Raw genomic sequence first — 23,232 nt, forward strand, 5'->3', positions numbered from 1 at the left:
AAGGCATGGCTTAGGGGGATGCACCACCACGTGGGGGACCTACAGGACTATCTCGACGAATATTGCTACAGGTTCAACCGCAGCTTCATGAAGGAGGGCATATTCGACAACCTGATGCTCAGGATGGTAAATACCCCGCCATGCTATATCAAAAATATTAGTGGTTAAATGCCTAAGTCAATAAATCTATTTATGATATCCTCATCGCGTGTCACTTGTTTAGTTCTTCTGTTCCTATCTACATACTACGTAACATCCCAACGTTTAGAAGTAAGTTCCAATAATCGGTATTTGGTCACCCAAGAGGGCGAACCCTTCTTTTGGTTGGCGGATACAGCCTGGGAATTATTCCATAGATGTAATGAACAACAGGCGGATCTATACCTCAAAAAAAGGGCAGAGCAGGGTTTCAATGTAATCCAAGCGGTGGCGCTGGCCGAACTGGATGGTTTGAACGACCCAAACCCCTATGGTGAAACCCCATTGTTGAACAACGACCCTACCACCCCCAACAAGGCCTATTTTAATCATGTGGACCTCATCATCAAAAAGGCAGATTCCTTAGGCCTGTACATTGCCTTGCTACCCACTTGGGGCGATAAGGTCAATACCAAGGAATGGGGCGTTGGACCTGAAATATTCAATCCAGAAAATGCATACACCTTTGGGGAATGGATGGGAAATAGATACAAGGATTTCGATAACATCATCTGGGTCATTGGGGGCGACCGAAACCCCCGTGAAGATAGTAATGATGTACTCATCTGGAACCAAATGGCAGAGGGTGTGGCCAAGGGTGTGGGAGGCTACGAACAAACCCTTATGACCTATCATCCCCAGCCAACGGAACAGGGCGGTTCTTCCACTTGGTTTCATAACCAGAAATGGTTGGATTTCAATATGCACCAGACCGGTCACTGCGCCAACAAGGGAACCTATAACCATATTTTCCATGACTATGCACTAACACCTGTAAAGCCCGTTTTGGACGGGGAACCCCTGTATGAAGACCATCCCAATTGCTTCAATGCCAAAGAGCTTGGGTATAGTACTGCCGATGATATTAGAAGAATCATGTATTGGAACGTGTTCGCAGGCGCCCTTGGGCAATCCTATGGATGCCATGCCGTTTGGTAAATGTACACTCCGGATAAGGAACCTATAAACCGACCTTTACGTCCGTGGACTGCAGCCTTGGACATGCCTATGGCCAATCAGGTGAAACACATCAAAAATTTATTGTTGTCCAGACCCTTCCTGTCCCGCGTTCCCGATCAGGATATGATTCTTGGGGACCAAAAAGAAAACAATGATTATAAAATTGCTACACGTGACCAAAATGGCAGTTATGCCATGGTGTATATGCCTTCTGGCGGAGCCGTTCATCTAAATTTAACATCCCTTTCTTCCAAAAAATTTACTGCTTGGTGGTACGATCCAAGGACGGGAAATAGCTATCCGGCCGGTGAAATACCTCAATCAGATGATGTGAAAATTGAGGCCCCTACGACTGGAAAGGGACACGATTGGGTACTGGTACTTGACGCAAACCCTGGGGCGTTTCCCGCTCCTGGAAAAGGAGCATCCAAGCAACATTGAAAATATAGGACCAACTCAGTATTTTTTCCTAACTTAAAAATCTAAAAAATTTAAAATAGTGGATTTAAAAGTAGCCGATAATCCGGCCAAAAAAAGATATGAGGCTGTCATCGAGGGCCACACGGCCTTCATAGAATATATTAAGGCCAAGGAAAAAATATTCCTGACGCATACGGAGGTACCTGCTGCCCTGGAGGGTAAGGGAATCGGTTCGGCACTGGTACTTCAGGTTTTGGAGGATATAGAAAAGCAGGGCCTCACCCTCGTACCCCTTTGCCCCTTTGTGGCCATGTACTTAAAAAAGCATCTGGAGTGGCGAAGATTGGTCATGAAGGGCATCAATATAGCATAAATAACTATGGATAAGGAAATAACCAAAGAGTACACCAAAGAAGACTTGACCATTGTATGGAAACCGAATAAATGTATCCATTCCGGGGTTTGCGTAGAAAAATTGCCGGAAGTCTATAAACCGAAGGAAAAACCGTGGATTACCCCTGAAAATGCCAATATTTCAGACCTGCAATCACAGATAAAAACGTGTCCCTCCGGGGCCTTATCCTATTACATGAAAGGTGAGGAAGATACTCAAGAAGGCAATACCGATGAACAATATACCGAAATCAAGATTTTGGCAAACGGCCCTTTTCGCATATTGGGCAAAGTAAAAATCGAGACAGCATCTGGGGAAACGATCCACAAAGACGGACCTATGAGTTTTTGTAGGTGCGGGGCATCGGAAAACAAACCTTTTTGCGATGGGGCCCATCGGAAAATAGCATTTAAAGGATAAGTAACACACTAATATAGAATTAAATTCATGGAATTAGCCATACACAATTGGATGCGTGCAGAATCATTGGAACATACCCTCAACCGTATTTCAAAATTCGATTACACGTATCTTGAAATTCAGGGAGCACCCGAAAGTTATGATGCGCAAAAGGTCAACCTGCAAATGGATATATACGGTATTAAATGTTGGGGTTCCGTTACCTTGATGTTGGAGGAGCGGAATTTATTGGCCAAGGACCCCGCCCAGCGTAAAATGTCCGTCCAATACGTAAAGGATGTCGCCAAGATGGTTTCGGATTTGGGTGGCTCCGTCATTTCCCTGGTTCCCGCCACGGTTGGTAAAATAATACCAGATGCCACTCCAGAACAGGAATGGGAATGGGCCGTTGAAGGTGTCCGAGAAGTTTACAAGTATACCGAAGAATTAGGAGTACGGATAGGTATAGAACCCATTAACCGTTTTGAAACCTATTTCATTAATAGAGGAGCGCAGGCCTTGGCCCTGGCCGAAGAAGTTGGACCCAATTGTGGCGTCTGCTTGGACACCTTTCACATGAACATTGAGGAAGTGGACATGTTCGAGACTATGAAAAAAGTGGGCGACCGCTTGGTGAATTTCCATGTAGCCGATAATAATAGAATGGCACCCGGCATGGGTCATTTAAACTGGAAAAAAATCATTCATACCTTGAGGGAAATCAATTACGACAAAGTGCTCTCCGTAGAGTTTTGTGCCCCGTTGGACAGAACTCCGGCTAACCCCTTTCCAAACTCCATTGAAACCGACCCCAAGGAGTTAACGGCAGAACAAAAAAAGTTTTTGGAAGACCATGGAAGTTCTGCCATTACCGACGAATTTTATACCATGCTGACGAAAAAATCTATGGACACCTTAACTGAACTACTTAAATAATCAGAAAAATTAAACCGTGAAAATAACCAACATAGAAGCGTTTTGGCTTCGTTGCCCTATACTCAAGGAGAAACAGCATTTTAGCGATTACGGACTCCTCACCAATTTTGATATGACCTTGATCGTTGTTACAACCGATTCCGGTCTTCAAGGATTTGGGGAAGCCAAAGCGGCCGTTGGCTCATCAGGATCTTGCGCCAGCATCGTCAGTTGTGTGGAAAACGAATTAAAACCCCAACTCATAGGTCAGGATGCCCGAAATATTTCCCGTATTTGGGAAATGGTCTATAATGGCACCCGGGACCACTATTCGCTGTCCCGTGGTCGAAAATTTCCCATTTTGGGACGTCGGGGCCTCACCATTTCGGCACTCAGTGGCATCGACACCGCCCTTTGGGATATTAAGGGAAAATCCTTGGGAGTTCCAGTAGTGGAATTGTTGGGTGGAAGCTGTAGGAATAAAATGGAAGCCTATGCCAGTGGCGGATGGGCCAAAGTGGATGCCATTGGAGAACAATTAAAAGGCTATACCAGCAAAGGATTTTCCGGAGTAAAAATGCGCGTAGGCATTATGGATGAAACCGTTAAAGCCAGTGTAGAACGTGTAAAGGCAGCCCGAGAAGCTTTAGGGGATGATATCAAGTTGATGACGGATGCCCATGGCACCTTCAGCGTACCGGAGGCCAAACAGTTTTGTCGCGGCGTGGCCGATTGTAACCTGTATTGGTTTGAGGAACCCATCAATCCGGATAATAAAATAGGTACTGCGGAAGTTCGCTCGCAAACCGATATTCCCATCGCGGCAGGTGAAAGCGAATATACGGCCTTCGACATTCGGGATATGATTTCGGAACGAGCCTTGGATGTGCTGCAACCGGATTGTGCCATTATTGGTGGAATTACGGAAGCCATGCGGGTCTCGCAATTGGCACACACCTACCAATTGGAACTGGCCCCGCACTGTTGGGGTTCCGCGTTTTCCTTTATGGCCGGACTTTCAGTGGCCTTCGCCTCGCCCTCGGCAAACGTCATAGAATTCTCGCTCGGCGGAAATCCAATGATGTACGATTTGGTGGAGGAACACATACGAGTGGACGATACGGGGATGATTTCGGCACCGGATAAACCCGGATTGGGGGTAACCCCCAATTGGGATTTTGTAAAGGATTTTAAACAATAAATATCATGGCAAGAGCAGTAAAGATTAACCATGTGGCATTAATAGTAAGCAATTTGGAGGAAGCTTGTAAATTCTATGAGCACGAATTGGGCCTGGAACCCATTCCCGCCTTTTTGTTCGATTATCCTACGGCCTTTTTCAAGTTCAATGAGGAACAACAATTACACCTGACGGAGTGGGAGGACACCTATTCCTTTAGGGGACATCTGTGCGTCACTGTAGACGATATCAATGCGGTTTTCTTTAGGATGAAGGAGCTGGGTGTCATCGACATTAACCCTTGGGGCAAGGTACGCCAACTTCCGGATGGAGCGATCCAGATGTTCGTTAGAGATCCTTCGGGAAATTTGGTGGAAATCTCTTCGGACCCTGAAGATAAGGATAATATAGACCCTAAAATTTTTGAGGACGAATTATACAAAGAAGGTATCTACGTATCCGGCAGAAATGACTTTAGGGGCTATAAAACCAAGGATGCCACGCTATATCATAATAAATAAATGCCAAAAAACATCCTTTTATTGGAAACCGTGGCCGACGAAGCTATGAACGTATTGGAATCGGCCCAGGATATGAACATCCTTACCGGATTTGATGAAAGTTCACTGCAAAAACAGCTATCCGAAAATCAAATCGATGCCATTATTACCCGTGGAAAAGGTCAGGTAAGGGCCAACTTAATGGATGTACTTCCCAATCTAAAAGTGATATCTAGATGTGGGGTTGGTTTGGATAACATCGAAGTAACCGAAGCCACCCAGAGGGGTATCAAAGTAGTGAACGCACCCAATTCTAATGCAAACACTATTGCGGAACATACCATTTCCCTTCTCTTGGTATTGCAGCGCAATCTATATAACGCCATTTCCATGGTCAAGGAAGACCGATGGCAAGATCGTAGCGGTTATGTGGGCGACGAAGTCAATGGGAAGACTTTGGGTATTTTGGGGATGGGGAACATAGGAAAAAAGGTAGCGAAAATTGCAGATGCCTTAGGGATGCATATTATCTACTGGAGTGCCAAGGAGGAAGCCGTCCCCTACCCTTTTTTGGATTTGGATACCGTCCTAAAAACGGCCGACTGCATCAGCCTACATTTACCACTTACAAAGGAGACTGAAAACCTGATAAATGCCACAGCCCTGGCAAAAATGAAACCATCGGCCCTAATCATAAATACGGCCAGAGGAAAGATCATTGACCAAACCGCTTTGACCGAAGCGCTCTACGCCAACCGGTTGGGTGGATTTGCCTCGGATGTACTATCCGAAGAACCCCCCAAACCGAACGACCCTTTATTAAAATTGCCCAATACCTATATCACCGCCCATGTTGGAAGTCTAACAAAGACAACCTATGACTTTATGTGCATGTTCACGGTCCAAAATACCTTGGCCATTCTTCGTGGAGAAGCTCCGGCAAACAACTGTATTTATAACTTAAAAGAATTAAACGAGCCTAATCGATAAACATGAAGTATCTACCCAAACTAACGTTACTATACATATTCACTCTTTTTACCATTGTTTCTGGGCATTCACAAGTATCCGTAAACCAAAACCGATTGGAACAGCGCATTTTCGATTTGGCAAAATTCGGACTTCAGGAAAATGGCGAAACGGAGCGGGTCGCCTTTAGTGATGCCAATATTGAAGCGAACAGATGGGTCATATCGGAATTGAACAAAATGGGTTTGGAAACGCATACCGATTTTGCAGGTAACATTGTGGCAACTAGGTCGGGTACTAAAAAAAACATGAAACCCATAGTTTTCGGGTCGCACATAGATCGTGTCCCAAACGGGGGCAATTACGATGGTTGTGTGGGCTCCATGGCCGCTTTGGAGGTCATCCAAACCTTGAACGAGAACAATGTCAAAACAAAACATCCCCTTCAAGTCATCATTTTCTCCAACGAGGAAGGTGGCGTTATGGGCAGTCGGGCCATTGCCGGGCATTTGGGAAAAACCGCTTTGGGCGTGAGAAACTCCACGGGGTATTCTATGGGTGAAGGTATTATGCGTTTGGGAGGCGATACCACCCGCATCGCCGAAGTCGCAAGAAAAGAAGGGGATGTTGCCGCTTTCTTGGAACTTCATATTGAACAGGGAGGCACTTTGGAAAAAGAAAATATAGAAATTGGCGTGGTTGAAGGTATTGTTGGACTTAAATGGTGGGATGTTGAATTTACAGGTTTTGCAAATCACGCCGGTACAACACCTATGAACGCCAGGCAGGATGCCCTATTGGCAGCGGCTAAATATATTGTAGCCGTAAACGAGATCACCAATAGTTTTGAGGGCGCCCAGGTAGGTACTGTAGGACGAATAAAAGCGGAACCCGGTGCCCCAAATGTAATTCCCGGAAAGGTGATCGCAAGTCTTGAAATTAGAGATCTTTCTTCTGAGGTCATTGAAAAGGTATTCAATGCCATCAAAGCCAAAACAGAGGACATAGCGGAGGCTTCCAATGTCAAAGTCGAATTCCATCCCCTAGATACTACGGCCGACGCGGCCATTATGGATTCACAAATCCAAAAAATCATTGCTACAAATGCCGAATCCTTGGGGCTTACTTATAAATATATGCCCAGTGGCGCAGGACACGACGCCCAGGACATGGCACTTATTGCACCGACCGGAATGATTTTTGTTCCCAGCAAGGGCGGCATTAGCCACTCGCCAAAAGAATTTACTTCTGCAAAAGACATGGCCAATGGGGCCAATGTGCTCTTAAAGTCCCTATTGGAGTTGGACAAAAAGATGAATTAAATCTGTCATAGCATTTCTCATTAAACGTTTAATCGCTAACTTGAAGCCTTATTTTAGAAACTACCTCAACATGCAAAGACAATTACTGCTTACCCTGTTTTTAAGTATCGGTTTTATCATAAACCTTAGAGCACAGACTACAGAAGAAATCGTGGCCGCCATTGAAAAAGAAGGTACTGAAAACTCACAACTGGAAACATTGGCCTATCAGCTTATGGATTACAACGGACCCCGATTGGTGGGTACCCCGGAAATGAAATCGGCACACGATTGGGCCGTAAATACATATAAAAGTTGGGGCATTGATGCCGAAAACCAGCAATGGGGAACTTGGAAGGGTTGGCAAAGGGGCATTACCCATGTGGATATGGTCTCGCCCAGAGTGGCCTCGTTACACGCCACACAATTGGCATGGAGCCCAAGTACGGGCAAAAAAGGGGTTACGGCAGCATTAGTTACCTTACCCACAGTGGGGGATTCCATGGCATTTGCCAAGTGGCTTCCCTCCGTAAAGGGGAAAATAGTCATGGTCAGCATGATGCAGCCTACAGGAAGACCGGATGATAATTGGGAGGAATTCGCTACCGAAGCATCCTTTGCCAAAATGAAGGAAGAGAGGGAAGCAATGGAAAAAGCATGGGATGAAAACATGAAAAATACCGGTTACTCCAGTAGGACCATCAACAAAGCTTTGGAAGACGCGGGAGCGGTAGCCATAGCACAATCCCGATGGTCACGTGGATTTGGGGCGAACAAAATTTTTAGTGCCGGAACCGATAAAATTCCCGTGATGGACATCTCCTTGGAAGATTATGGAATGTTGTATAGAATGGTAGAACATGGGGCGAAACCTGAAATAAAAATTGTAGCGGAATCGGAAGATTTGGGAGAGGTACCTGCCTTCAATACCATCGCTACCATTCCCGGAACGGAACTACCCGATGAATATATAATACTTTCCGCGCATTTCGATTCGTGGGACGGGGCTACTGGAGCTACCGATAATGGTACGGGAACCATTACCATGTTAGAAGCCGCCAGAATTTTGAAGAAAGTGTATCCCAATCCGAAGAGAACTATTCTAATTGGTCACTGGGGAAGCGAAGAGCAGGGGTTAAACGGGTCCAGGGCCTTTGTGGAGGATAACCCAAAAATTGTGGAGGGACTTCAGGCACTGTTCAATCAGGACAACGGTACGGGAAGGGTCGTACGTATTTCAGGTCAGGGATTTCTGCACGCGTATGATTATTTGGGCCGATGGTTGGAAGCGGTTCCTGATGCCTATAAAAATGAAATTGAAACTACTTTTCCAGGAACTCCTGGTGGAGGAGGTTCCGATTATGCATCCTTTGTAGCGGCCGGTGCACCGGCATTTTCCTTAAGCTCCCTAAGCTGGGCCTATTGGAACTATACGTGGCATACCAATTTGGACACCTATGACAAAATTGTGTTTGACGATGTCCGAAACAACGCCATCCTAACGGCCATTTTGACCTATATGGCCTGTGAGGACCCTGAAAAAACATCGAGGGAAAAAGCGGTATTGGGTATCAATCCAAGAACGGGGGAACAACGGGAATGGCCATCACAACGAAGCCCTAATCGTAGGGGTGGATTGGATTAATAATTTGGTGCTTTTTTTTAAATAATCTCTTGAATCTGAAGGAACTAGGAAAGCAAGGCCGCTCGAATCGTACGGCTCCAAATGTCATACCCGGCCTTGTTCAAATGTAACCCATCGGACATATAGATTTCAGGCATTGGTTTTTGGTTAGGCCCAATCATATTATTGAACACATCTATGTACTGGGCCCCAAGTTCATGGATAACGTACTGTTTCAATAAGCGATTGGTTTCCTGAATTTCCGGAATCATCCCTTGTCTGGCCAGGGTGGGCTTCAAGCTGATTACCGCAAGTTCAATCGTTGCATCCTTTTCCTTGATTTTTTGTACGAGTTTTTTGAAATCTGCCAACACCACCTCGGGCGACTTGCCTTCGCCCAAATCATTCTCCCCTGCATATAGAACAATTTTGCTAGGATGTAAAGGACCAAATACCTCATCAAAATAATGGGCACACCAAGCATAGTTGGAACCACCAAAACCAAGATTTACAACATTCAAGGGCGCTAGGTCATTTTTCATATGCACCCATAGCCGTATGGAGGAGCTTCCATAAAAGACAATTAGGTTTTCCTGTTGATCCAAGGTCCGCACCCTTCTTTTGAGTCGGTTAATCTGGTGGCGCCAAAAATCGTACGGGTCTTCTCCGTCAATCTGTGATATTTCAATTGTTTCGGTCTGAACCTTATCGGCAGCCCCGTTAAATCTCAAATATTTCCAAACATCGGCAATTACTGATTTTATTCGCACTAGATATTCCATTCGGCTAAAAAATTCTAGGCAAAGGTACGATATGCATACTAGTATATGGATGTAAGACCATTTCACCTCTTGATAAATAAAAAATACATTCTAGATGAGGTAACCTACTAACGCGAAATCCCCTCCAAAAAAAGTTTTCTTTAAAAAAAGCTCCCCTCCCAGAGCAGGGAGGGGTGTTTCGTGACAGCGAAACGGGGAGGGTCGGATTATGATGGTTTTTCCGTTTGGTTGCTGGGTAAATAAAGATTTGTTCTTCGATACTTTTTCCATTGCCGAAAAAGTATCCAAAAAGGCTAGGCTGATTTTGGTGCACTTGAAATCCAAGAAGTCCTCGGGCCACATCGCCCAGGTCGTTTCCGATTACATCGGAATACTATTTGGGCGATTTCCTTTTGGCCAAATCCAAGTCCTTCCGGATTTACTACGTATCCCAAAATAGGCCGGTTATCTCAAAAATAGTACACCCTAAAAAAAAGCTCCCCTCCCTGGTTAGGGAGGGGTGTTTCGCGATAGCGGAACTGGGAGGGTCGGACTAGGATTTTTGTGCGTTTACTGGGATTATCACTTTTAAACAGAAAATAAATACCATTTCATTATCTTCATAGCCCTAAAACCGTCCATACCCATGATACAAAAACTAAGCTTGCTTATTGCCCTACTCTTTATTTTACCAGCAACGGTAGAATCACAACGCAAAAAAAACAAAAACCAATCGGACTACGTAAAAGTTCAGGACTCCATGTTCACCAGCCTAAAGTGGCGTAACATAGGACCGTCCAGAGGTGGAAGAAGCGTAGCCTCCACAGGTGTGGTCGGTGAACCGATGACCTATTACATGGGAACCGTAGGCGGTGGCATCTACAAAACGACCGATGACGGAATAACTTGGAAAAATATTTCGGACGGCTTCCTAAAAACCGGAACTGTTGGAGCCATTGCGGTGGCCGAAAGCAACCCTAATATCGTATTCGTTGGCATGGGAGAACATGCCGCAAGAGGGGTGATGACCTCCATGGGTGATGGGGTTTATAAATCTACCGATGCCGGAAAAACATGGATCCATGTGGGCTTGGATGAAACCCGGCATATCTCTGACGTTATTATTCACCCTACCAATCCAGACATTGTTTTTGTTGCTGCCCAAGGGGCGCAATACGGTCCCAGTGCGCAACGAGGTATCTATCGTTCAACCGATGGGGGTGCCACTTGGGAAAACGTGCTCTTTGTGGATAACAACACCGGGGCCTCTTCCCTGTCCATGGATATGAAAAACCCCTTGATCTTATATGCTGCCATGTGGCAACATAGAAGGTATCCTTGGGTGATGGAATCGGGAGGAAAAAATTCCGGAATTTATAAATCTACAGATGGGGGTACCACTTGGGAGCAGTTAAAGGAAGGGCTGCCCGAGGAAATGGGAAAAATTGGAATATCCGTTTCGAGAGCCAATCCGGAGAAAGTATTCGCCGTTATAGAGGCAGAAGGTGAAAAAGGCGGCGTATATCGGTCCGATAATGCCGGTAAAAAATGGACTCAGGTCAACAAGGACCGTATCAACATTGCAAGGGCTTGGTATTATATGGAGATAGTTGCAGACCCTCAAAATGAAAATATCGTGTATGTTTTGAACGCCCCCGTTACCAAGTCCATTGACGGAGGAAAGACGTTTACCCCAGTACCTACCCCGCATGGTGACAACCACCATTTATGGATAAACCCCTATGATAACCAGAAAATGGTCAATTCCAACGATGGGGGTGCCAATATCTCCAACAACGGCGGCAAAAGCTGGAGTACACAAGAAAATCAGACAACCGCCCAATTTTATAGGGTCATTACGGATAACCTAGTTCCTTATAATGTTTATGGCGGACAACAGGACAATTCCACCGTCGCCATTGCTTCAAGAACCAACGATTCCGGTATCGATTGGAAGGATTGGTACGCAGTTGCCGGGGGAGAAAGTGCCTTCTTGGCCTTTGACCCGGACGACCCTAAAATTATTTATGGAGGCACCTATCAAGGAAATATTGACAAATGGGATGCCGCAACCAAGGAATCAAAACCCATAAAGGAATATCCAGAACTTGGACTTAGTATTGCTCCCAAGGATGCGAAATATCGGTACAACTGGAATGCCCCCATCATTACGTCGCCCCATAACAGACAGACTATTTACCATGCCGGAAACGTGGTCTTTAAATCGACCGATGAAGGGATCAGCTGGACACCTATTAGTCCGGATCTAACCAAAAACGAAACCGACAAACATGGCCCTGGCGGAACCCCGTTTACCAATGAGGCCGCCGGGGGCGAGAATTACAACACCCTAACCTACTTGGTAGAATCTCCACAGGAAGAAGGTGTGCTTTGGGCAGGCAGTGATGACGGACTCTTACACGTAACTCGAGACGGTGGCAAAAACTGGCAAAACGTAACCCCATCAGGAATCCCCGATGGTATTGTGAACAGCATTGAAGTTTCTCCCCATGACCCGGCAACCGCCTATGTGGTCGTGATGCGTTATAAGTCGATGGACCTTAATTCCTATATATTCAAAACTACGGACTACGGTGCTACCTGGACCAAAATAGTAAACGGCATCACAGGAGATCATACTTTTACGAGGGTCGTTCGCGAGGACAAAAAAGTAAAAGGCCTGCTCTATGCAGGTACCGAAACCGGACTTTTCATTTCACTCAACGACGGACAGAATTGGCAGCCTTTGCAGCTGAATTTGCCCATAGTGCCCATCAACGACCTGATCATTCATGACAATGACCTCGTTGCCGCCACGGCCGGAAGGGCCTTTTGGATTTTGGACGACCTATCCACCCTACAAAACATACAGACCGAAAAACAGGCCGTTACAATATTTCAGCCCAAGGATACCTACCTGTTCTTTGGTGGCTATAGCGAAAACCCTGGGCCGGGAGAAGGTTCCAACCCAAAAAGTGGGGTAACCTTCGATTATTATCTGGAATCAAAACTGGATTCCACCGAACTGAAATTGGAGGTGTTGCACAACGGTAAGGTCATCCGCACCCTAACCAACCAAAAACCTAAGGATTTCAAATCCTGGCCTGGAGGTCCTTCAAAACCGGAAGTCCTGCCTTCCAAAAAAGGCTATAACCGCTTTACATGGAATTTTAGAAAGGACCCCATTGTGGCCGTGGACAAGGTATTCGTTCTGGGAGGCGACCAAGGCTCGACCGTGGCCCCGGGAACCTACATACTTCGTCTTTCCATGCCCGGAACCACTTCCGAAACGGAAGTCAATATCTTGGCAAACCCGAACGTAAAGGCAACTCCGGCCGACTATGCTGAGCAACAGGAAATGTTGAACACCATTGATGAAACAGTCGTGGACATACACGAAGCCGTCAATGCCATGCGCTCTGCCAAGGATCAACTAAAAAGTTACAAGGCTTTACTGAAGGGCACTGAAAGTGCATCCGAACTTATAAAACAAGGGGACTCCATTGTAGAGAAAATCACTCGATGGGAAGAGAAATTGATTCAGCCAAAGCAGAAAACCTTTCAAGATGTTATCAATTTCAAGAACCAACTCAATGCCCAATTGCTGAATCTAAAGGGTTATGTAGATGTTGCCGAACCTAAAGTTACTGCAGGTGCCAAGGAAAGATTGAGGGATTTATTGACTGCTTGGAGCAGTTTAAAACAAGAACAAAAGACCATAATCCAACAAGAAATGGCCAGTTATAACAAACTCTACAAAACACTTGAACTTCCGGCCATTATCATGGAGAAATAATTAATTTTTAGAAAATGACCGATTTTATCTGCGACAAGAACTTTAAATCCAAGGACTTTACGCAAATACGATTGAAAAGGGCAGAATATGAAAACTGCACCTTTGAAGGCTGTAATTTTTCCAATGGTTTTTTGGACAACCAAAACTTCATGGAGTGCTCTTTTACGGACTGTAATCTAAGCAACGCCAATTTGACCAATACCATTTTTAAAGAAGTGGACTTTAAGCATTGCAAAATGATGGGTATGAAATTCGAGGACTGTAACGATTTTTTAATGGACTTTTCTTTTTTGGATTGTACCCTAAACTACACCTCCTTCTATGGATTGGATTTAAAAAACATACAGATTATTGATTGTAAGCTTGTTGCCACGGATTTTACGGATTGTAATTTGTCCCGCTCAAAATTCGATAACTGTGATCTTGATAAGGCCATATTCGTCAATACGAACCTTTCCAATGCAAATATGAGTACTTCGTACCATATTACTATGGACCCGGAGCAAAACAAATTGAAGCATGCACATTTTTCACTGGCAAGTCTGCCCGGATTATTGGCCAAACACAAAATAAAGGTAATTTCCTAATGCTTTCCAAGGTCCATCATATCGCCATTATTTGTTCCGATTATGAAAAGTCCAAAAATTTCTACACCCAATTTCTGGGACTCAGCATTATCAACGAAAGTTATAGGGCAGAAAGGGCTTCCTATAAATTGGATTTGGCCCTAAACGGTGATTACATCATAGAACTGTTCTCCTTCCCTAACCCTCCAAAGCGTACTTCCAGACCGGAAGCTTGTGGATTGCGACATTTGGCCTTTCAAGTTGGGAGCATCGAAGAAATGGTCACCCATTGCATCCAAAACAATATTGAGGCAGAACCTATCCGGATAGATGAAATCACGGGAAAGAAATTCACATTTATTTCCGATCCGGATAATTTGCCCATTGAATTTTACGAATACTAATTTTAACCGTTTGTAAACGGATATTTGTTACCTTGTTGTAAACTAATCACCTATGAGACTTTTCTTGTTTTTTTCCGTATTATTTGTTCAGTCAATGGTTGCGCAGAACACCATTTCTTGGGAAGAAGGGATGACTTCGCCCGATGCCTCGCTCAAACATGTGGAATGGATGACCGGGCATTGGAAAGGAGAGGCTTTTGGAGGTATTACCGAGGAAATCTGGAGTCCGCCCTTGGGAGGAACCATGATGTTTTCCTTTAAACTTGTAGTGGAGGGAACCGTTAGTTTTTATGAACTGGGACATATTAGGGAAGTCGATGAAACCCTCCTATTTCAACTGAAGCATTTTGACGGTGACCTTTTTGGATGGGAAGAAAAGGAGGAAACTATCGATTTTAGATTGGTAAAAATAGAGGGTAACAGGGTGTTTTTTGATGACTTTACCCTCGAGAGGATTTCCGATCAGGAAGTCAATATATATGTTGTCATTGAAAATGACGATGGCACCCAGGAAGAGGTGCGGTTCAATTACAAAAGACAATAAAGTGGAAAAAAGAAAATGTTTGGAATGCGGTACTGAGGTCAAGGGTCGCTTGGACAAAAAATTCTGCAACGATTACTGCCGTAACGCTTACAACAACAAGGTTAATAAGGACAGTAAAAACTTGATGCGCAACATCAACAATCGCCTTCGAAAAAATTACCGGGTGTTGGACAGTTTCAAACTTACGGACGGTAAAACCAAGACCACAAAAACCCGACTGATGGACAAAGGTTTTGATTTTGAATATATTACCAATCTATATACCACCAAAAAAGGAACCACCTACTATTTTGTGTACGACTTGGGCTACCTGCCCTTGGACAATGATTTTTACATGATCGTAAAGCGGGAATAAAACTAACGAACTCCCTATAAACAAATTTTAATATACTATGCAAACAATTGTATCGGCCACTTGGCTCCATCAGCATATAGAAAAATCCAACTTAATCATTCTTGATGCCAGTATGGCATTCCATGGTCTGGCCATTCCCCAGGCACGTTTATTTGACCTGGACCATGCTTTTGCGGACACTTCCAGCCCCTTCCCCAATACCGTTCCCAAACCGGAACAATTTGAGATGGAATGTCAAAAACTGGGCATCGACCAAGATTCACAGATTGTGGTGTACGACAACAAAGGTATTTACACCAGTCCGCGGGTGTGGTGGCTGTTCCAAATCATGGGACATAAAAATATTGCGGTTCTGGACGGTGGCCTGCCCGCTTGGTTTGAAAATGGCTTTGAAACGGTATCGGAACATTTCAAACCGACAAAAAAGGGAAATTATAAGTCGGAATATCAAAAGGATATGGTGATAACCTTTGACCAAATCAAGGCGAATATCGACCAACAAAAATTTGTGGTTGTGGATGCACGGTCCGCCGGAAGGTTCAATGGGACCGTTCCAGAACCCAGAAAACATTTAAAAAGTGGCAGTATTCCAAATTCGGTAAATCTTCCTTTTGAGGATGTACTTGACAGTGGTAAATTCAAGTCTGAGGATGAGATAAAAAAACTGTTCCAAAGTATCGTCAAAGACCACCAAGAGTTAGTATTTAGCTGTGGCTCCGGCATTACGGCCAGTATCATTTTGTTGGCCAGCGTGATTGGATATAAAAATAGCTTGAAACTTTATGACGGCTCCTGGACGGAATGGGCGGAATTGAACAAATTAACAACTAACTAAGCATAAATCAAAAAAAAGGCCCCCTTTCGGGAGCACCTTTATTAACTAACTTGGTTTAAAAATTTATTTCCAATTGTGGCCACTCAGTTTTAGTGCCGCAATGACGATGTCCTTTCTACTGATCTGCCCCACCAAAATACCGTTGCGCATTACGGGAAGTCTTCTTCTGTTATGCTGCGCAAAAATACCGGCTGCATCAAATATTGAAATATCGTCGGGGATGGTTTGCACATTTTTGGTCATAAAGTTCTCCACGTTCTTTTCTAAAATAGGCTGATTAAAATACCGGCTTTCGGAAATTTGCTTCATACAATCCGCCTCGGAAATAATACCTACCAAAAAACCGTTATCGTCCAACACGGGACCACCCGAAATATGATGTTTGGCAAACTTCTCCATAACCTCTAAAATGGACTGGTCCGGCCTAAAAGTGATTAATTTCGTGGTCATATAATCCGCCACCAATATAGGGGCCTCAAATTCCTTTTTAACGGTCTTCCGTATTCCTTGAAAGCTTTTGATTCCCATAAGTATGTATTTAGTGATTGACTACTAAATATATTAAAAAAAAATCAATTTGATAAAAAAAATAGATGTATGGTGCCAGCTCTTTAATATTTAATAAATTTAGACAGAACCGAAACCCAATGAAAAAGACTGCCTCCGTACTTGTTTTACTCCTATTGACATTGGCCGTTTACTGGAGCATTACTTCCTTGATGCCGACCTATTCCCCTGATATGGATAGCAACGAGACCGACTTTTCCACGGACAGGGCGCTGGCCCATGTGGAAGCCATTTCCAGCGAACCCCACGGGGTTGGATTTCCCGCGCATAAAAAAGTACGTTCCTATATCGTTTCCCAATTGGAAAAAATGGGCCTGCAGACCCAACTACAATCGGGATATACGGCCGGGGACTGGGCCAACCTCAGCAAGGCTACCAACATATTGGCCAGAATCAAAGGAACGGGCAATGGCAAGGCCCTGCTATTGTTGAGCCATTATGATAGCAGTCCGCATTCCTCCTATGGGGCCAGCGATGCCGGCAGTGGGGTTGCCACTATTTTGGAGGGGGTAAGGGCTTTTTTGGCAAAAAATGAATCACCAAAAAATGACATCATCATCCTAATTTCCGATGCCGAGGAGTTGGGCCTTAACGGTGCCGATTTGTTCGTAAGGGAGCATCCATGGGCCAAGGACGTTGGATTGGTGATCAATTTTGAGGCACGTGGCAGCGGTGGTCCCGGGATTATGCTGTTGGAAACGAACCGTGGCAACTATAATTTGATACAGGAGTTTACCAAGGCCAATCCGCAATATCCGGTAGCCAACTCACTTTCCTATAGCATTTACAAGTTGTTACCCAATGACACAGATCTGACCGTGTTTCGGGAAAAAGCGGATATCGATGGGTTCAATTTTGCTTTCATCGATGATCATTTCGACTACCATACCGCCAAGGACACCTATGAACGGTTGGATAAAAATACCCTTGCCCACCAAGGCAGTTATCTCAGTACCCTGTTGGATCATTTCAGCGCCTTGGACCTGGCTAAGGTTAGGAGCTTAAAGGAATCCGTTTATTTCAACATGCCCTTCTTTAAAATGATATCCTATCCCTTTGAATGGATCTGGCCCATGCTCTATTTGGGCATTGCCCTTTTTATTGGGTTGTTGGTATTGGGCATACAAAAAAAGGCCCTGAACGGAAAGGACATCCTTAAAGGTTTTGTCCCCATGCTATTGGCCCTAGTCATCAACGGAATTGTTGGGTACTTTTCATGGGGCGTACTAAAATCTGTATATCCAGCCTACGCGGATATCCTGCACGGCTTTACGTACAACGGCCATACCTACATCCTTGTTTTTGTCTTTTTCTCCTTGAGCATCTGTTTCTACGCCTATCACAAATTTCAGGTGGTTAAAACCCCCAATTTGTTGATTGCGCCCCTGTTTCTATGGTTGGTGATTTGCGGCCTCCTTTGTTTCTATTTGAACGGTGCGGCATTTTTCATTATTCCCGTTTATGCCTGTTTAGCGGCCCTTTATATCCTTATCAATCAAAAGAGCCCCAACGGGTTCTTATTATTGTTCCTGGGCTTGCCGGCCATTTTTATTTTTGCTCCCTTCATCCAACTCTTTCCCATTGCGCTGGGACTTAAAATGATGGTGGCCAGCACAATTTTTACGACCTTGACCTTCCTTCTGTTGCTACCCTTGATCATACGGTTACGGAACAAAAGGGGCTTGGCCTTTTTGAGTTTTATATTGTTTCTGGGCTTCTTTGTATCGGCGCATATGAATTCCGGTTTTAATGCCGATACTCCAAAACCCACCAGTTTATTGTATGTATGGGATGTGGACAAAAATGAAAGTCGCTGGGCCACGTATGAAAAGGTGTTATCGGAATGGACACAGCAGTATATAGGTGAAACCAAGATGCGTCCCCAAGATTTGGCAGAAAACACCATCAGCAGTAAATACGGTTCGGGATTCAGTTATATTTCAGAAGCCCCAACAAAGAAAATCGCCGCGCCAGTCATCGAGGTACTTTCGGATACCCTAATAGGCGCACATCGGTCCATAAAACTTGTGGTAATTCCCCAGCGAAACGTAAACCGATTGGAAGTTTTTACCAATGATATTCCCATCGATAAGGCCATTGTAAACGATATTCCGTTATCGGAATACTATATTAGGAACCGAAGCAAGGGAAAATTGGTTACGCATTACATCAGTGATAACGAAACGACAACGCTACAGCTTGAGTATCCTGCGGAAGCGGAACTGGAACTGACTTTTTACGAGGCAAGCAACGACCTATTGGAAAATCCTTTGTTCACCGTCCCAAAACGACCAGAGGATGCCATCCCGATGCCCTTTGTCCTGAACGATGCCGTACTAACCATCCAAAAAATGAAGTTTGAATAAGGTACTAGGTGTCATAGGCTGTGGTTGGCTGGGGCTTCCCTTGGCAAAAAAACTCGTGGAACAAGGTTTTAGGGTAAAGGGTACCACTACCTCCAAGGAAAAAATGTCGGTACTTTCCAAATTGGGCATAGAACCCTATTGGGTTCAAATCTCCGAAACGGAAATCTTGGGCGATATCCTTGACTTTTTGGAAGGCGTGGATACCTTGGTGGTGAACATTCCCCCAAAACTAAGGGGAAAGGGACCTAAGGAGAATTATGTACGTAAAATTGGGCTGTTATCGACCGCAATCGAATCTTCCTCGGTAAGGGAGGTTCTTTTTGTAAGCAGTACATCGGTGTATGGGGATGATCAAGGGGAAGTGGACGAGGAAACCATCCCTGAGCCGACATCGGAAGCCGGCAAACAGCTTTTGGCCACCGAAGAACTCCTAAAGGAAAACACACTTTTTAAAATGACGGTCGTGCGTTTCGCGGGACTTATTGGTCCGGACAGACATCCGATCACCATGTTATCTGGCCGAACGGATCTTAGTGGGGGCAACGCCCCGGTAAACCTCATCCATTTGGACGACTGTATTGGCATCATAACGTCAATAATCCAAAAAAATGAGTGGGGCCAAATTATAAATGGGGTCTACCCTGTACATCCCACCAAGGAATCCTATTATACGCAAAAGGCCCTGGAGAAAGGACTAAACCCGCCCGGATATGCCAAAAAAATCCTTGAAAATCCGAAAAAAATCACATCTTGTAGTCTTTTTATTACTAAATACTACAGATTTTCTACCGCTATTTAATCCTTTTTCACCACATATTCTTGGTATTTCACAACAAAGTAGTTCAATTTATGTTAATAAAATGTTGATTTTTAATTAGTTATCGACGAAATACATAACTTAGAGTAAACTTTAAAACAATATATCATGAAAAATTCTAAGCTTAACGAAGGGATTATCATGGAGTTGGAACGCTTGATCGCACAAAGCTGCGGGGACGAGCAAAAATCAAGGAAGTTTACACAGCTACATGTAGCCTTGCTAAAGAAATACTATAATGCCGCCGATGTCTCCATCGACTATCACAGGCATCGGATAAAAATGGATGTCCTAATGGATGACACCTCCTACAGCCCGGGCAAACTAAATATCAACTTACCCATCTTGCACATCAATCTTTTGTTCGATAATCTAAAGAGCTTTCTTCGTAACTGTATAGATAAAGACAGCAAAAGCCTAGGTTTCTATGCTCAACTGTTGAAGAACTTTAAACAAAAGGAAACGGTCTATTCCCTGGCTTAAGGAATACGATATACAAGAAATCAAGGACGCCCAAGGGCGTCCTTTTTGTTTTAAATGTAATTAAAGCTTTCATTAACAAGTTCATTCGGAATAATTTAATAGTTTAGCGCACCAAAAAATAATCAAAATAGTGATGAAAAAATTAGTTATGGTGCTTGTGTTGACCGTAGGTCTTTATGGAACGGCACAGACCAAAAGTGAGCTTCAAAAGCATTATGAGGAATTTTATAGCCAAATGCGATTACAAGGGGATGTAGATGGCGTTATCAATGCCCTTACCCACCTGAACGTGCTATCACCTTCCAAGGAACGTATGGATACCCTGGCCTATATCTACGCCAACGACAACCAGCACTTACAGGCACTTAATACCATAGGGATTGAAAAATTGGATACCGATTCTGATTTGGCCGTTCAAGTGAAGGCAATATCCTTAAAAGCATTGAACCAGCCCAAAAGGGCCTTGGAACAGTTTGAAGTACTGTACCAAAGAAACCCAAATCCGTACTTGGCCTATGAATTGGCCGATCTAAAGATTCAGGTAGGTGACAACGCGGGTGCATCTACCAATATAGAATATGGGATTACCAATTCCAAGGACGATATGCGCTATGCCTTCTATGAGCGCCAACAACCCTACGATGTTCCCTTAAAAGCCGCATTCCTTCATTTGAAGGGACTGGTACAATTCAATACCGACAAAGAAAATATCGATGCCGCCATAGCTACTATTGACGAAGCCTTGGCCATTGATCCCAACTTTAACTTGGCCAGTTTGAGCAAGCAGGCACTTACCGCAAGAAAACAAGCACCCGCGGAAGAACCAAAGCAGTAGTATCGCTAAGAAATAAAACAAGACCGTTTGAGAACTATGCGCTTGAACGGTCTTTTCTTTTTGGCTACGTTCCTGCTACATTTGGATGCCCCATAGGCGAACGGTCGTTACACAAGGCAATACCAAGTTCCTTGGGCCGTCTTAAAGCTACAATTCTCGCTTCTATCTAAATAAGGTTGGGGATTCCTTAAAGGTGATTGACCGTTTTTGGATGCCTGGGAATCTGTAGAATCGATAGCTGTGGTTATTGAACCTAAAGTGGGGTTGGTACGTTTCCCAATGCCGGGCATCCCGTGTTTCAGTAATTCCCTATTTCCATGGCCCTTTGAATTTTAACCCGGATTATGTATTAGAGGGGCGTCGTGAAGGTAAAAAGCGCAATAAAATAAAGCGGTTTGGGAATTTTAGCATAGCACCGCTATGGTGAAATTGAAAACACATCAAAGCGTTTTATTTTGAAGGGATTTTTAGCTGTAACAGCTTTTCTAGTGCATAATCAGGGTTTAAAGACAAGTGCCCACAAAAACAATGGGAACTAGAGCTCGTTAGTCTCCAATAATTCTGCCGGTAGGGTATTGTTTACCGTGACATTAAATTGATCCCTTAAGGCATTGTAGGCGGTAATCAGTTCCTTGATGGAGGTTTCCGGGTTCAAGCGATATTCCAGATCGCCCTTTGTCTTCAAAATATAGGTTTTAACGACCTTCTGTCTCCCCTTTATTTGCGGAATATCGAACTCGGCAGGATATTCACTATTTTCCAATGCCTTTTGCTTTTCCACCAAATCATCAATGACCAATACCAGGTCCTCCCTAGTATCAATGGTATAGATGCGTTCAAAACCCTGATGAAACATACTGTAGTCCTTCCACCCGTCTAGAATAGCTTTGGCCTTGGCGTTCACTGAAACGACTTTTGGCAATTCGTTGGCCATGGCCCCAAAGCTGGATTCCTCCACGATGGCCGTCTCTTGGACACCCTCCTTACAAGAGACCAAAATCAACAGCAATACAAGAAAATACCCGAATTTTTGCATAGATCGAAGGTACACATTTTAAGAAAAGCTATCTTTACCCATTAGGTCATTTAACTTCATTTTTAATGGAAAAATACATTTTGATTATTGGTGCCTGCGGACAGATCGGAACGGAACTCACACTCACTTTGCGGGAACGCTATGGGAATGACCGTGTCATTGCCAGCGACATCCGCGAGGGCAGCGATAGTTTGATGCACTCCGGACCTTTTGAGATTCTGGACGCCACCAATTATGATGCCTTGGAAGAGGTGGTGGCCTACCATGACATCAGCGAGGTCTATTTAATGGCCGCCATGCTAAGCGCCACGGCCGAAAAATTCCCCATGCGCGCATGGAATCTTAACATGAACTCCCTGTTCAACGTATTGAACCTTGCCAAAGAAAAAAAGATAAACAAGGTCTTTTGGCCTTCCAGTATTGCCGTTTTTGGTCCCAATACCCCCAAGGACCATACCCCGCAGCATACCATCATGGAACCCAGTACCGTGTATGGCATTAGTAAGCAATCCGGGGAACGCTGGTGCGAATACTATTTTAAGAAGTTCAACGTGGACGTACGAAGTCTTCGCTACCCGGGTCTTATCAGTTGGAAGACCATGCCGGGTGGAGGTACGACGGACTATGCCGTTGAAATCTACCACAAAGCCCTAAAACAGGGACAGTATACCTGCTTCTTGAAGAAGGATACGATACTGCCCATGATGTTTATGGACGATGCCATAAGGGCGACCTTGGAATTGATGGAGGCCGATGCCGAACGCATTAAGGTCCGTTCCGCCTATAACCTGGCCGCCATGAGTTTTGACCCGGAGGAAATGGCCCGAAGCATTCAAAAGCACCTGCCTGATTTTACCATCGACTATGATCCTGACTTTAGACAGCTCATTGCCGATTCTTGGCCCAAAAGTATTGACGATTCCCACGCCCAAAACGATTGGAACTGGAAGCCGGAATTTGATTTGGACCGCACTACAGAAACCATGCTGGAAAATTTAAAATCCTAG

General features: G+C 44.4%; 24 protein-coding genes and 1 pseudogene. 22 read left to right on the forward strand and 3 right to left on the reverse strand.

Annotation, left to right across the window (positions count from 1 at the left end):
• The 11 genes and pseudogenes from BFP75_RS08815 to BFP75_RS08860 all read left to right on the forward strand — a co-directional run.
• Positions 1-168, forward strand: a pseudogene (locus BFP75_RS08815) (IS1595 family transposase); the annotation flags it as partial.
• 24 nt (positions 169-192) lie between these two features.
• On the forward strand, positions 193-1,137 hold the full coding sequence (locus BFP75_RS22095) for a DUF4038 domain-containing protein (RefSeq protein WP_206073530.1): 945 nt from the start codon (positions 193-195) through the stop codon (positions 1,135-1,137).
• Complete coding sequence (locus BFP75_RS22100; RefSeq protein ID WP_206073531.1) at positions 1,138-1,599, forward strand: putative collagen-binding domain-containing protein; 462 nt, start codon at positions 1,138-1,140, stop codon at positions 1,597-1,599. It abuts the gene before it with no gap.
• Positions 1,600-1,657: 58 nt separating this feature from the next.
• A complete protein-coding gene (locus BFP75_RS08825; RefSeq protein WP_240531748.1) occupies positions 1,658-1,951 on the forward strand; it encodes a GNAT family N-acetyltransferase in 294 nt (97 codons plus the stop codon).
• A 6-nt stretch (positions 1,952-1,957) separates the two neighbouring features.
• A complete protein-coding gene (locus BFP75_RS08830) occupies positions 1,958-2,392 on the forward strand; it encodes a (4Fe-4S)-binding protein (protein WP_099544876.1) in 435 nt (144 codons plus the stop codon).
• Between the two features lie 27 nt (positions 2,393-2,419).
• Positions 2,420-3,307 carry a sugar phosphate isomerase/epimerase family protein gene (locus tag BFP75_RS08835; RefSeq protein ID WP_099544877.1) on the forward strand — a complete coding sequence of 296 codons (888 nt, stop codon included), beginning with the start codon at positions 2,420-2,422 and terminating at the stop codon, positions 3,305-3,307.
• Between the two features lie 16 nt (positions 3,308-3,323).
• On the forward strand, positions 3,324-4,487 hold the full coding sequence (locus tag BFP75_RS08840) for a mandelate racemase/muconate lactonizing enzyme family protein (RefSeq protein WP_099544878.1): 1,164 nt from the start codon (positions 3,324-3,326) through the stop codon (positions 4,485-4,487).
• A gap of 5 nt (positions 4,488-4,492) precedes the next feature.
• On the forward strand, positions 4,493-4,987 hold the full coding sequence (locus tag BFP75_RS08845) for a VOC family protein (RefSeq protein WP_099544879.1): 495 nt from the start codon (positions 4,493-4,495) through the stop codon (positions 4,985-4,987).
• Positions 4,988-5,956 carry an NAD(P)-dependent oxidoreductase gene (locus BFP75_RS08850; protein ID WP_099544880.1) on the forward strand — a complete coding sequence of 323 codons (969 nt, stop codon included), beginning with the start codon at positions 4,988-4,990 and terminating at the stop codon, positions 5,954-5,956.
• Positions 5,957-5,958: 2 nt separating this feature from the next.
• Entirely contained in the window at positions 5,959-7,257 is a 1,299-nt protein-coding gene (locus tag BFP75_RS08855; RefSeq protein ID WP_099544881.1) for a Zn-dependent hydrolase, read from the forward strand.
• 70 nt (positions 7,258-7,327) lie between these two features.
• Positions 7,328-8,881 carry a M20/M25/M40 family metallo-hydrolase gene (locus BFP75_RS08860; protein WP_099544882.1) on the forward strand — a complete coding sequence of 518 codons (1,554 nt, stop codon included), beginning with the start codon at positions 7,328-7,330 and terminating at the stop codon, positions 8,879-8,881.
• A gap of 44 nt (positions 8,882-8,925) precedes the next feature.
• Here the strand turns inward: BFP75_RS08860 and BFP75_RS08865 are convergent, their stop codons facing one another.
• Positions 8,926-9,642 (reverse strand): SGNH/GDSL hydrolase family protein, encoded by a 717-nt coding sequence (locus tag BFP75_RS08865; RefSeq protein WP_099544883.1) that lies wholly within the window; start codon positions 9,640-9,642, stop codon positions 8,926-8,928.
• Positions 9,643-10,267: 625 nt separating this feature from the next.
• Between BFP75_RS08865 and BFP75_RS08875 the strand changes: the two genes are divergently transcribed.
• From BFP75_RS08875 to BFP75_RS08900, 6 genes are read left to right on the forward strand one after another with little or no spacing between them, the layout of a single operon-like run.
• Entirely contained in the window at positions 10,268-13,417 is a 3,150-nt protein-coding gene (locus tag BFP75_RS08875) for a WD40/YVTN/BNR-like repeat-containing protein (protein WP_099544885.1), read from the forward strand.
• A 14-nt stretch (positions 13,418-13,431) separates the two neighbouring features.
• Complete coding sequence (locus BFP75_RS08880; protein WP_099544886.1) at positions 13,432-14,004, forward strand: pentapeptide repeat-containing protein; 573 nt, start codon at positions 13,432-13,434, stop codon at positions 14,002-14,004.
• On the forward strand, positions 14,004-14,387 hold the full coding sequence (locus BFP75_RS08885) for a VOC family protein (RefSeq protein WP_099544887.1): 384 nt from the start codon (positions 14,004-14,006) through the stop codon (positions 14,385-14,387). Before BFP75_RS08880 ends, BFP75_RS08885 begins: the two co-directional genes overlap by 1 nt.
• Before the next feature lie 52 nt (positions 14,388-14,439).
• Positions 14,440-14,931, forward strand: coding sequence for a DUF6265 family protein (locus BFP75_RS08890; RefSeq protein ID WP_099544888.1), 492 nt, complete (start codon positions 14,440-14,442; stop codon positions 14,929-14,931).
• Positions 14,888-15,286, forward strand: a complete 399-nt coding sequence (locus tag BFP75_RS08895; protein ID WP_099544889.1) for a hypothetical protein — start codon at positions 14,888-14,890, stop codon at positions 15,284-15,286. Before BFP75_RS08890 ends, BFP75_RS08895 begins: the two co-directional genes overlap by 44 nt.
• Positions 15,287-15,323: 37 nt before the next feature.
• Complete coding sequence (locus BFP75_RS08900; RefSeq protein ID WP_099544890.1) at positions 15,324-16,121, forward strand: sulfurtransferase; 798 nt, start codon at positions 15,324-15,326, stop codon at positions 16,119-16,121.
• 63 nt (positions 16,122-16,184) lie between these two features.
• On the opposite strand, the gene BFP75_RS08905 is transcribed toward BFP75_RS08900, so the two are convergent.
• Positions 16,185-16,649 carry a CBS domain-containing protein gene (locus tag BFP75_RS08905; RefSeq protein WP_099544891.1) on the reverse strand — a complete coding sequence of 155 codons (465 nt, stop codon included), beginning with the start codon at positions 16,647-16,649 and terminating at the stop codon, positions 16,185-16,187.
• 119 nt (positions 16,650-16,768) lie between these two features.
• On the opposite strand from BFP75_RS08905, the gene BFP75_RS08910 reads away from it, so the two are divergent.
• From BFP75_RS08910 to BFP75_RS08925, 4 genes are all read left to right on the forward strand, one after another.
• On the forward strand, positions 16,769-19,054 hold the full coding sequence (locus tag BFP75_RS08910) for a M28 family peptidase (RefSeq protein WP_099544905.1): 2,286 nt from the start codon (positions 16,769-16,771) through the stop codon (positions 19,052-19,054).
• Entirely contained in the window at positions 19,047-19,853 is an 807-nt protein-coding gene (locus BFP75_RS08915; RefSeq protein ID WP_099544892.1) for an SDR family oxidoreductase, read from the forward strand. Before BFP75_RS08910 ends, BFP75_RS08915 begins: the two co-directional genes overlap by 8 nt.
• Before the next feature lie 126 nt (positions 19,854-19,979).
• On the forward strand, positions 19,980-20,354 hold the full coding sequence (locus BFP75_RS08920; protein WP_099544893.1) for a hypothetical protein: 375 nt from the start codon (positions 19,980-19,982) through the stop codon (positions 20,352-20,354).
• 133 nt (positions 20,355-20,487) lie between these two features.
• The gene (locus tag BFP75_RS08925) at positions 20,488-21,189 is read left to right on the forward strand and encodes a tetratricopeptide repeat protein (protein WP_099544894.1); all 702 of its coding nucleotides are present in this window, start codon (positions 20,488-20,490) and stop codon (positions 21,187-21,189) included.
• 535 nt (positions 21,190-21,724) lie between these two features.
• On the opposite strand, the gene BFP75_RS08930 is transcribed toward BFP75_RS08925, so the two are convergent.
• Positions 21,725-22,225, reverse strand: coding sequence for a hypothetical protein (locus tag BFP75_RS08930; protein WP_099544895.1), 501 nt, complete (start codon positions 22,223-22,225; stop codon positions 21,725-21,727).
• Positions 22,226-22,290: 65 nt separating this feature from the next.
• On the opposite strand from BFP75_RS08930, the gene BFP75_RS08935 reads away from it, so the two are divergent.
• Complete coding sequence (locus BFP75_RS08935) at positions 22,291-23,232, forward strand: NAD-dependent epimerase/dehydratase family protein (protein ID WP_099544896.1); 942 nt, start codon at positions 22,291-22,293, stop codon at positions 23,230-23,232.

It is taken from the genome of Maribacter sp. 4G9, assembly GCF_002742265.1.
Lineage (GTDB): Bacteria > Bacteroidota > Bacteroidia > Flavobacteriales > Flavobacteriaceae > Maribacter.

Bases quoted from the DNA above. Each gene is read 5' to 3' on its own strand.
- BFP75_RS08910 (WP_099544905.1), top strand. From the start codon at position 16,769: ATGAAAAAGACTGCCTCCGTACTTGTTTTACTCCTATTGACATTGGCC.
- BFP75_RS08885 (WP_099544887.1), top strand. From the start codon at position 14,004: ATGCTTTCCAAGGTCCATCATATCGCCATTATTTGTTCCGATTATGAA.
- BFP75_RS08875 (WP_099544885.1), top strand. From the start codon at position 10,268: ATGATACAAAAACTAAGCTTGCTTATTGCCCTACTCTTTATTTTACCA.
- BFP75_RS08850 (WP_099544880.1), top strand. From the start codon at position 4,988: ATGCCAAAAAACATCCTTTTATTGGAAACCGTGGCCGACGAAGCTATG.
- BFP75_RS22095 (WP_206073530.1), top strand. From the start codon at position 193: ATGATATCCTCATCGCGTGTCACTTGTTTAGTTCTTCTGTTCCTATCT.
- BFP75_RS08890 (WP_099544888.1), top strand. From the start codon at position 14,440: ATGAGACTTTTCTTGTTTTTTTCCGTATTATTTGTTCAGTCAATGGTT.
- BFP75_RS08830 (WP_099544876.1), top strand. From the start codon at position 1,958: ATGGATAAGGAAATAACCAAAGAGTACACCAAAGAAGACTTGACCATT.
- BFP75_RS08880 (WP_099544886.1), top strand. From the start codon at position 13,432: ATGACCGATTTTATCTGCGACAAGAACTTTAAATCCAAGGACTTTACG.
- BFP75_RS08930 (WP_099544895.1), bottom strand. From the start codon at position 22,225: ATGCAAAAATTCGGGTATTTTCTTGTATTGCTGTTGATTTTGGTCTCT.
- BFP75_RS08905 (WP_099544891.1), bottom strand. From the start codon at position 16,649: ATGGGAATCAAAAGCTTTCAAGGAATACGGAAGACCGTTAAAAAGGAA.
- BFP75_RS08900 (WP_099544890.1), top strand. From the start codon at position 15,324: ATGCAAACAATTGTATCGGCCACTTGGCTCCATCAGCATATAGAAAAA.
- BFP75_RS08895 (WP_099544889.1), top strand. From the start codon at position 14,888: ATGGCACCCAGGAAGAGGTGCGGTTCAATTACAAAAGACAATAAAGTG.
- BFP75_RS08935 (WP_099544896.1), top strand. From the start codon at position 22,291: ATGGAAAAATACATTTTGATTATTGGTGCCTGCGGACAGATCGGAACG.
- BFP75_RS08855 (WP_099544881.1), top strand. From the start codon at position 5,959: ATGAAGTATCTACCCAAACTAACGTTACTATACATATTCACTCTTTTT.
- BFP75_RS08920 (WP_099544893.1), top strand. From the start codon at position 19,980: ATGAAAAATTCTAAGCTTAACGAAGGGATTATCATGGAGTTGGAACGC.
- BFP75_RS08925 (WP_099544894.1), top strand. From the start codon at position 20,488: ATGAAAAAATTAGTTATGGTGCTTGTGTTGACCGTAGGTCTTTATGGA.
- BFP75_RS08860 (WP_099544882.1), top strand. From the start codon at position 7,328: ATGCAAAGACAATTACTGCTTACCCTGTTTTTAAGTATCGGTTTTATC.
- BFP75_RS08865 (WP_099544883.1), bottom strand. From the start codon at position 9,642: ATGGAATATCTAGTGCGAATAAAATCAGTAATTGCCGATGTTTGGAAA.
- BFP75_RS08845 (WP_099544879.1), top strand. From the start codon at position 4,493: ATGGCAAGAGCAGTAAAGATTAACCATGTGGCATTAATAGTAAGCAAT.
- BFP75_RS22100 (WP_206073531.1), top strand. From the start codon at position 1,138: ATGTACACTCCGGATAAGGAACCTATAAACCGACCTTTACGTCCGTGG.
- BFP75_RS08835 (WP_099544877.1), top strand. From the start codon at position 2,420: ATGGAATTAGCCATACACAATTGGATGCGTGCAGAATCATTGGAACAT.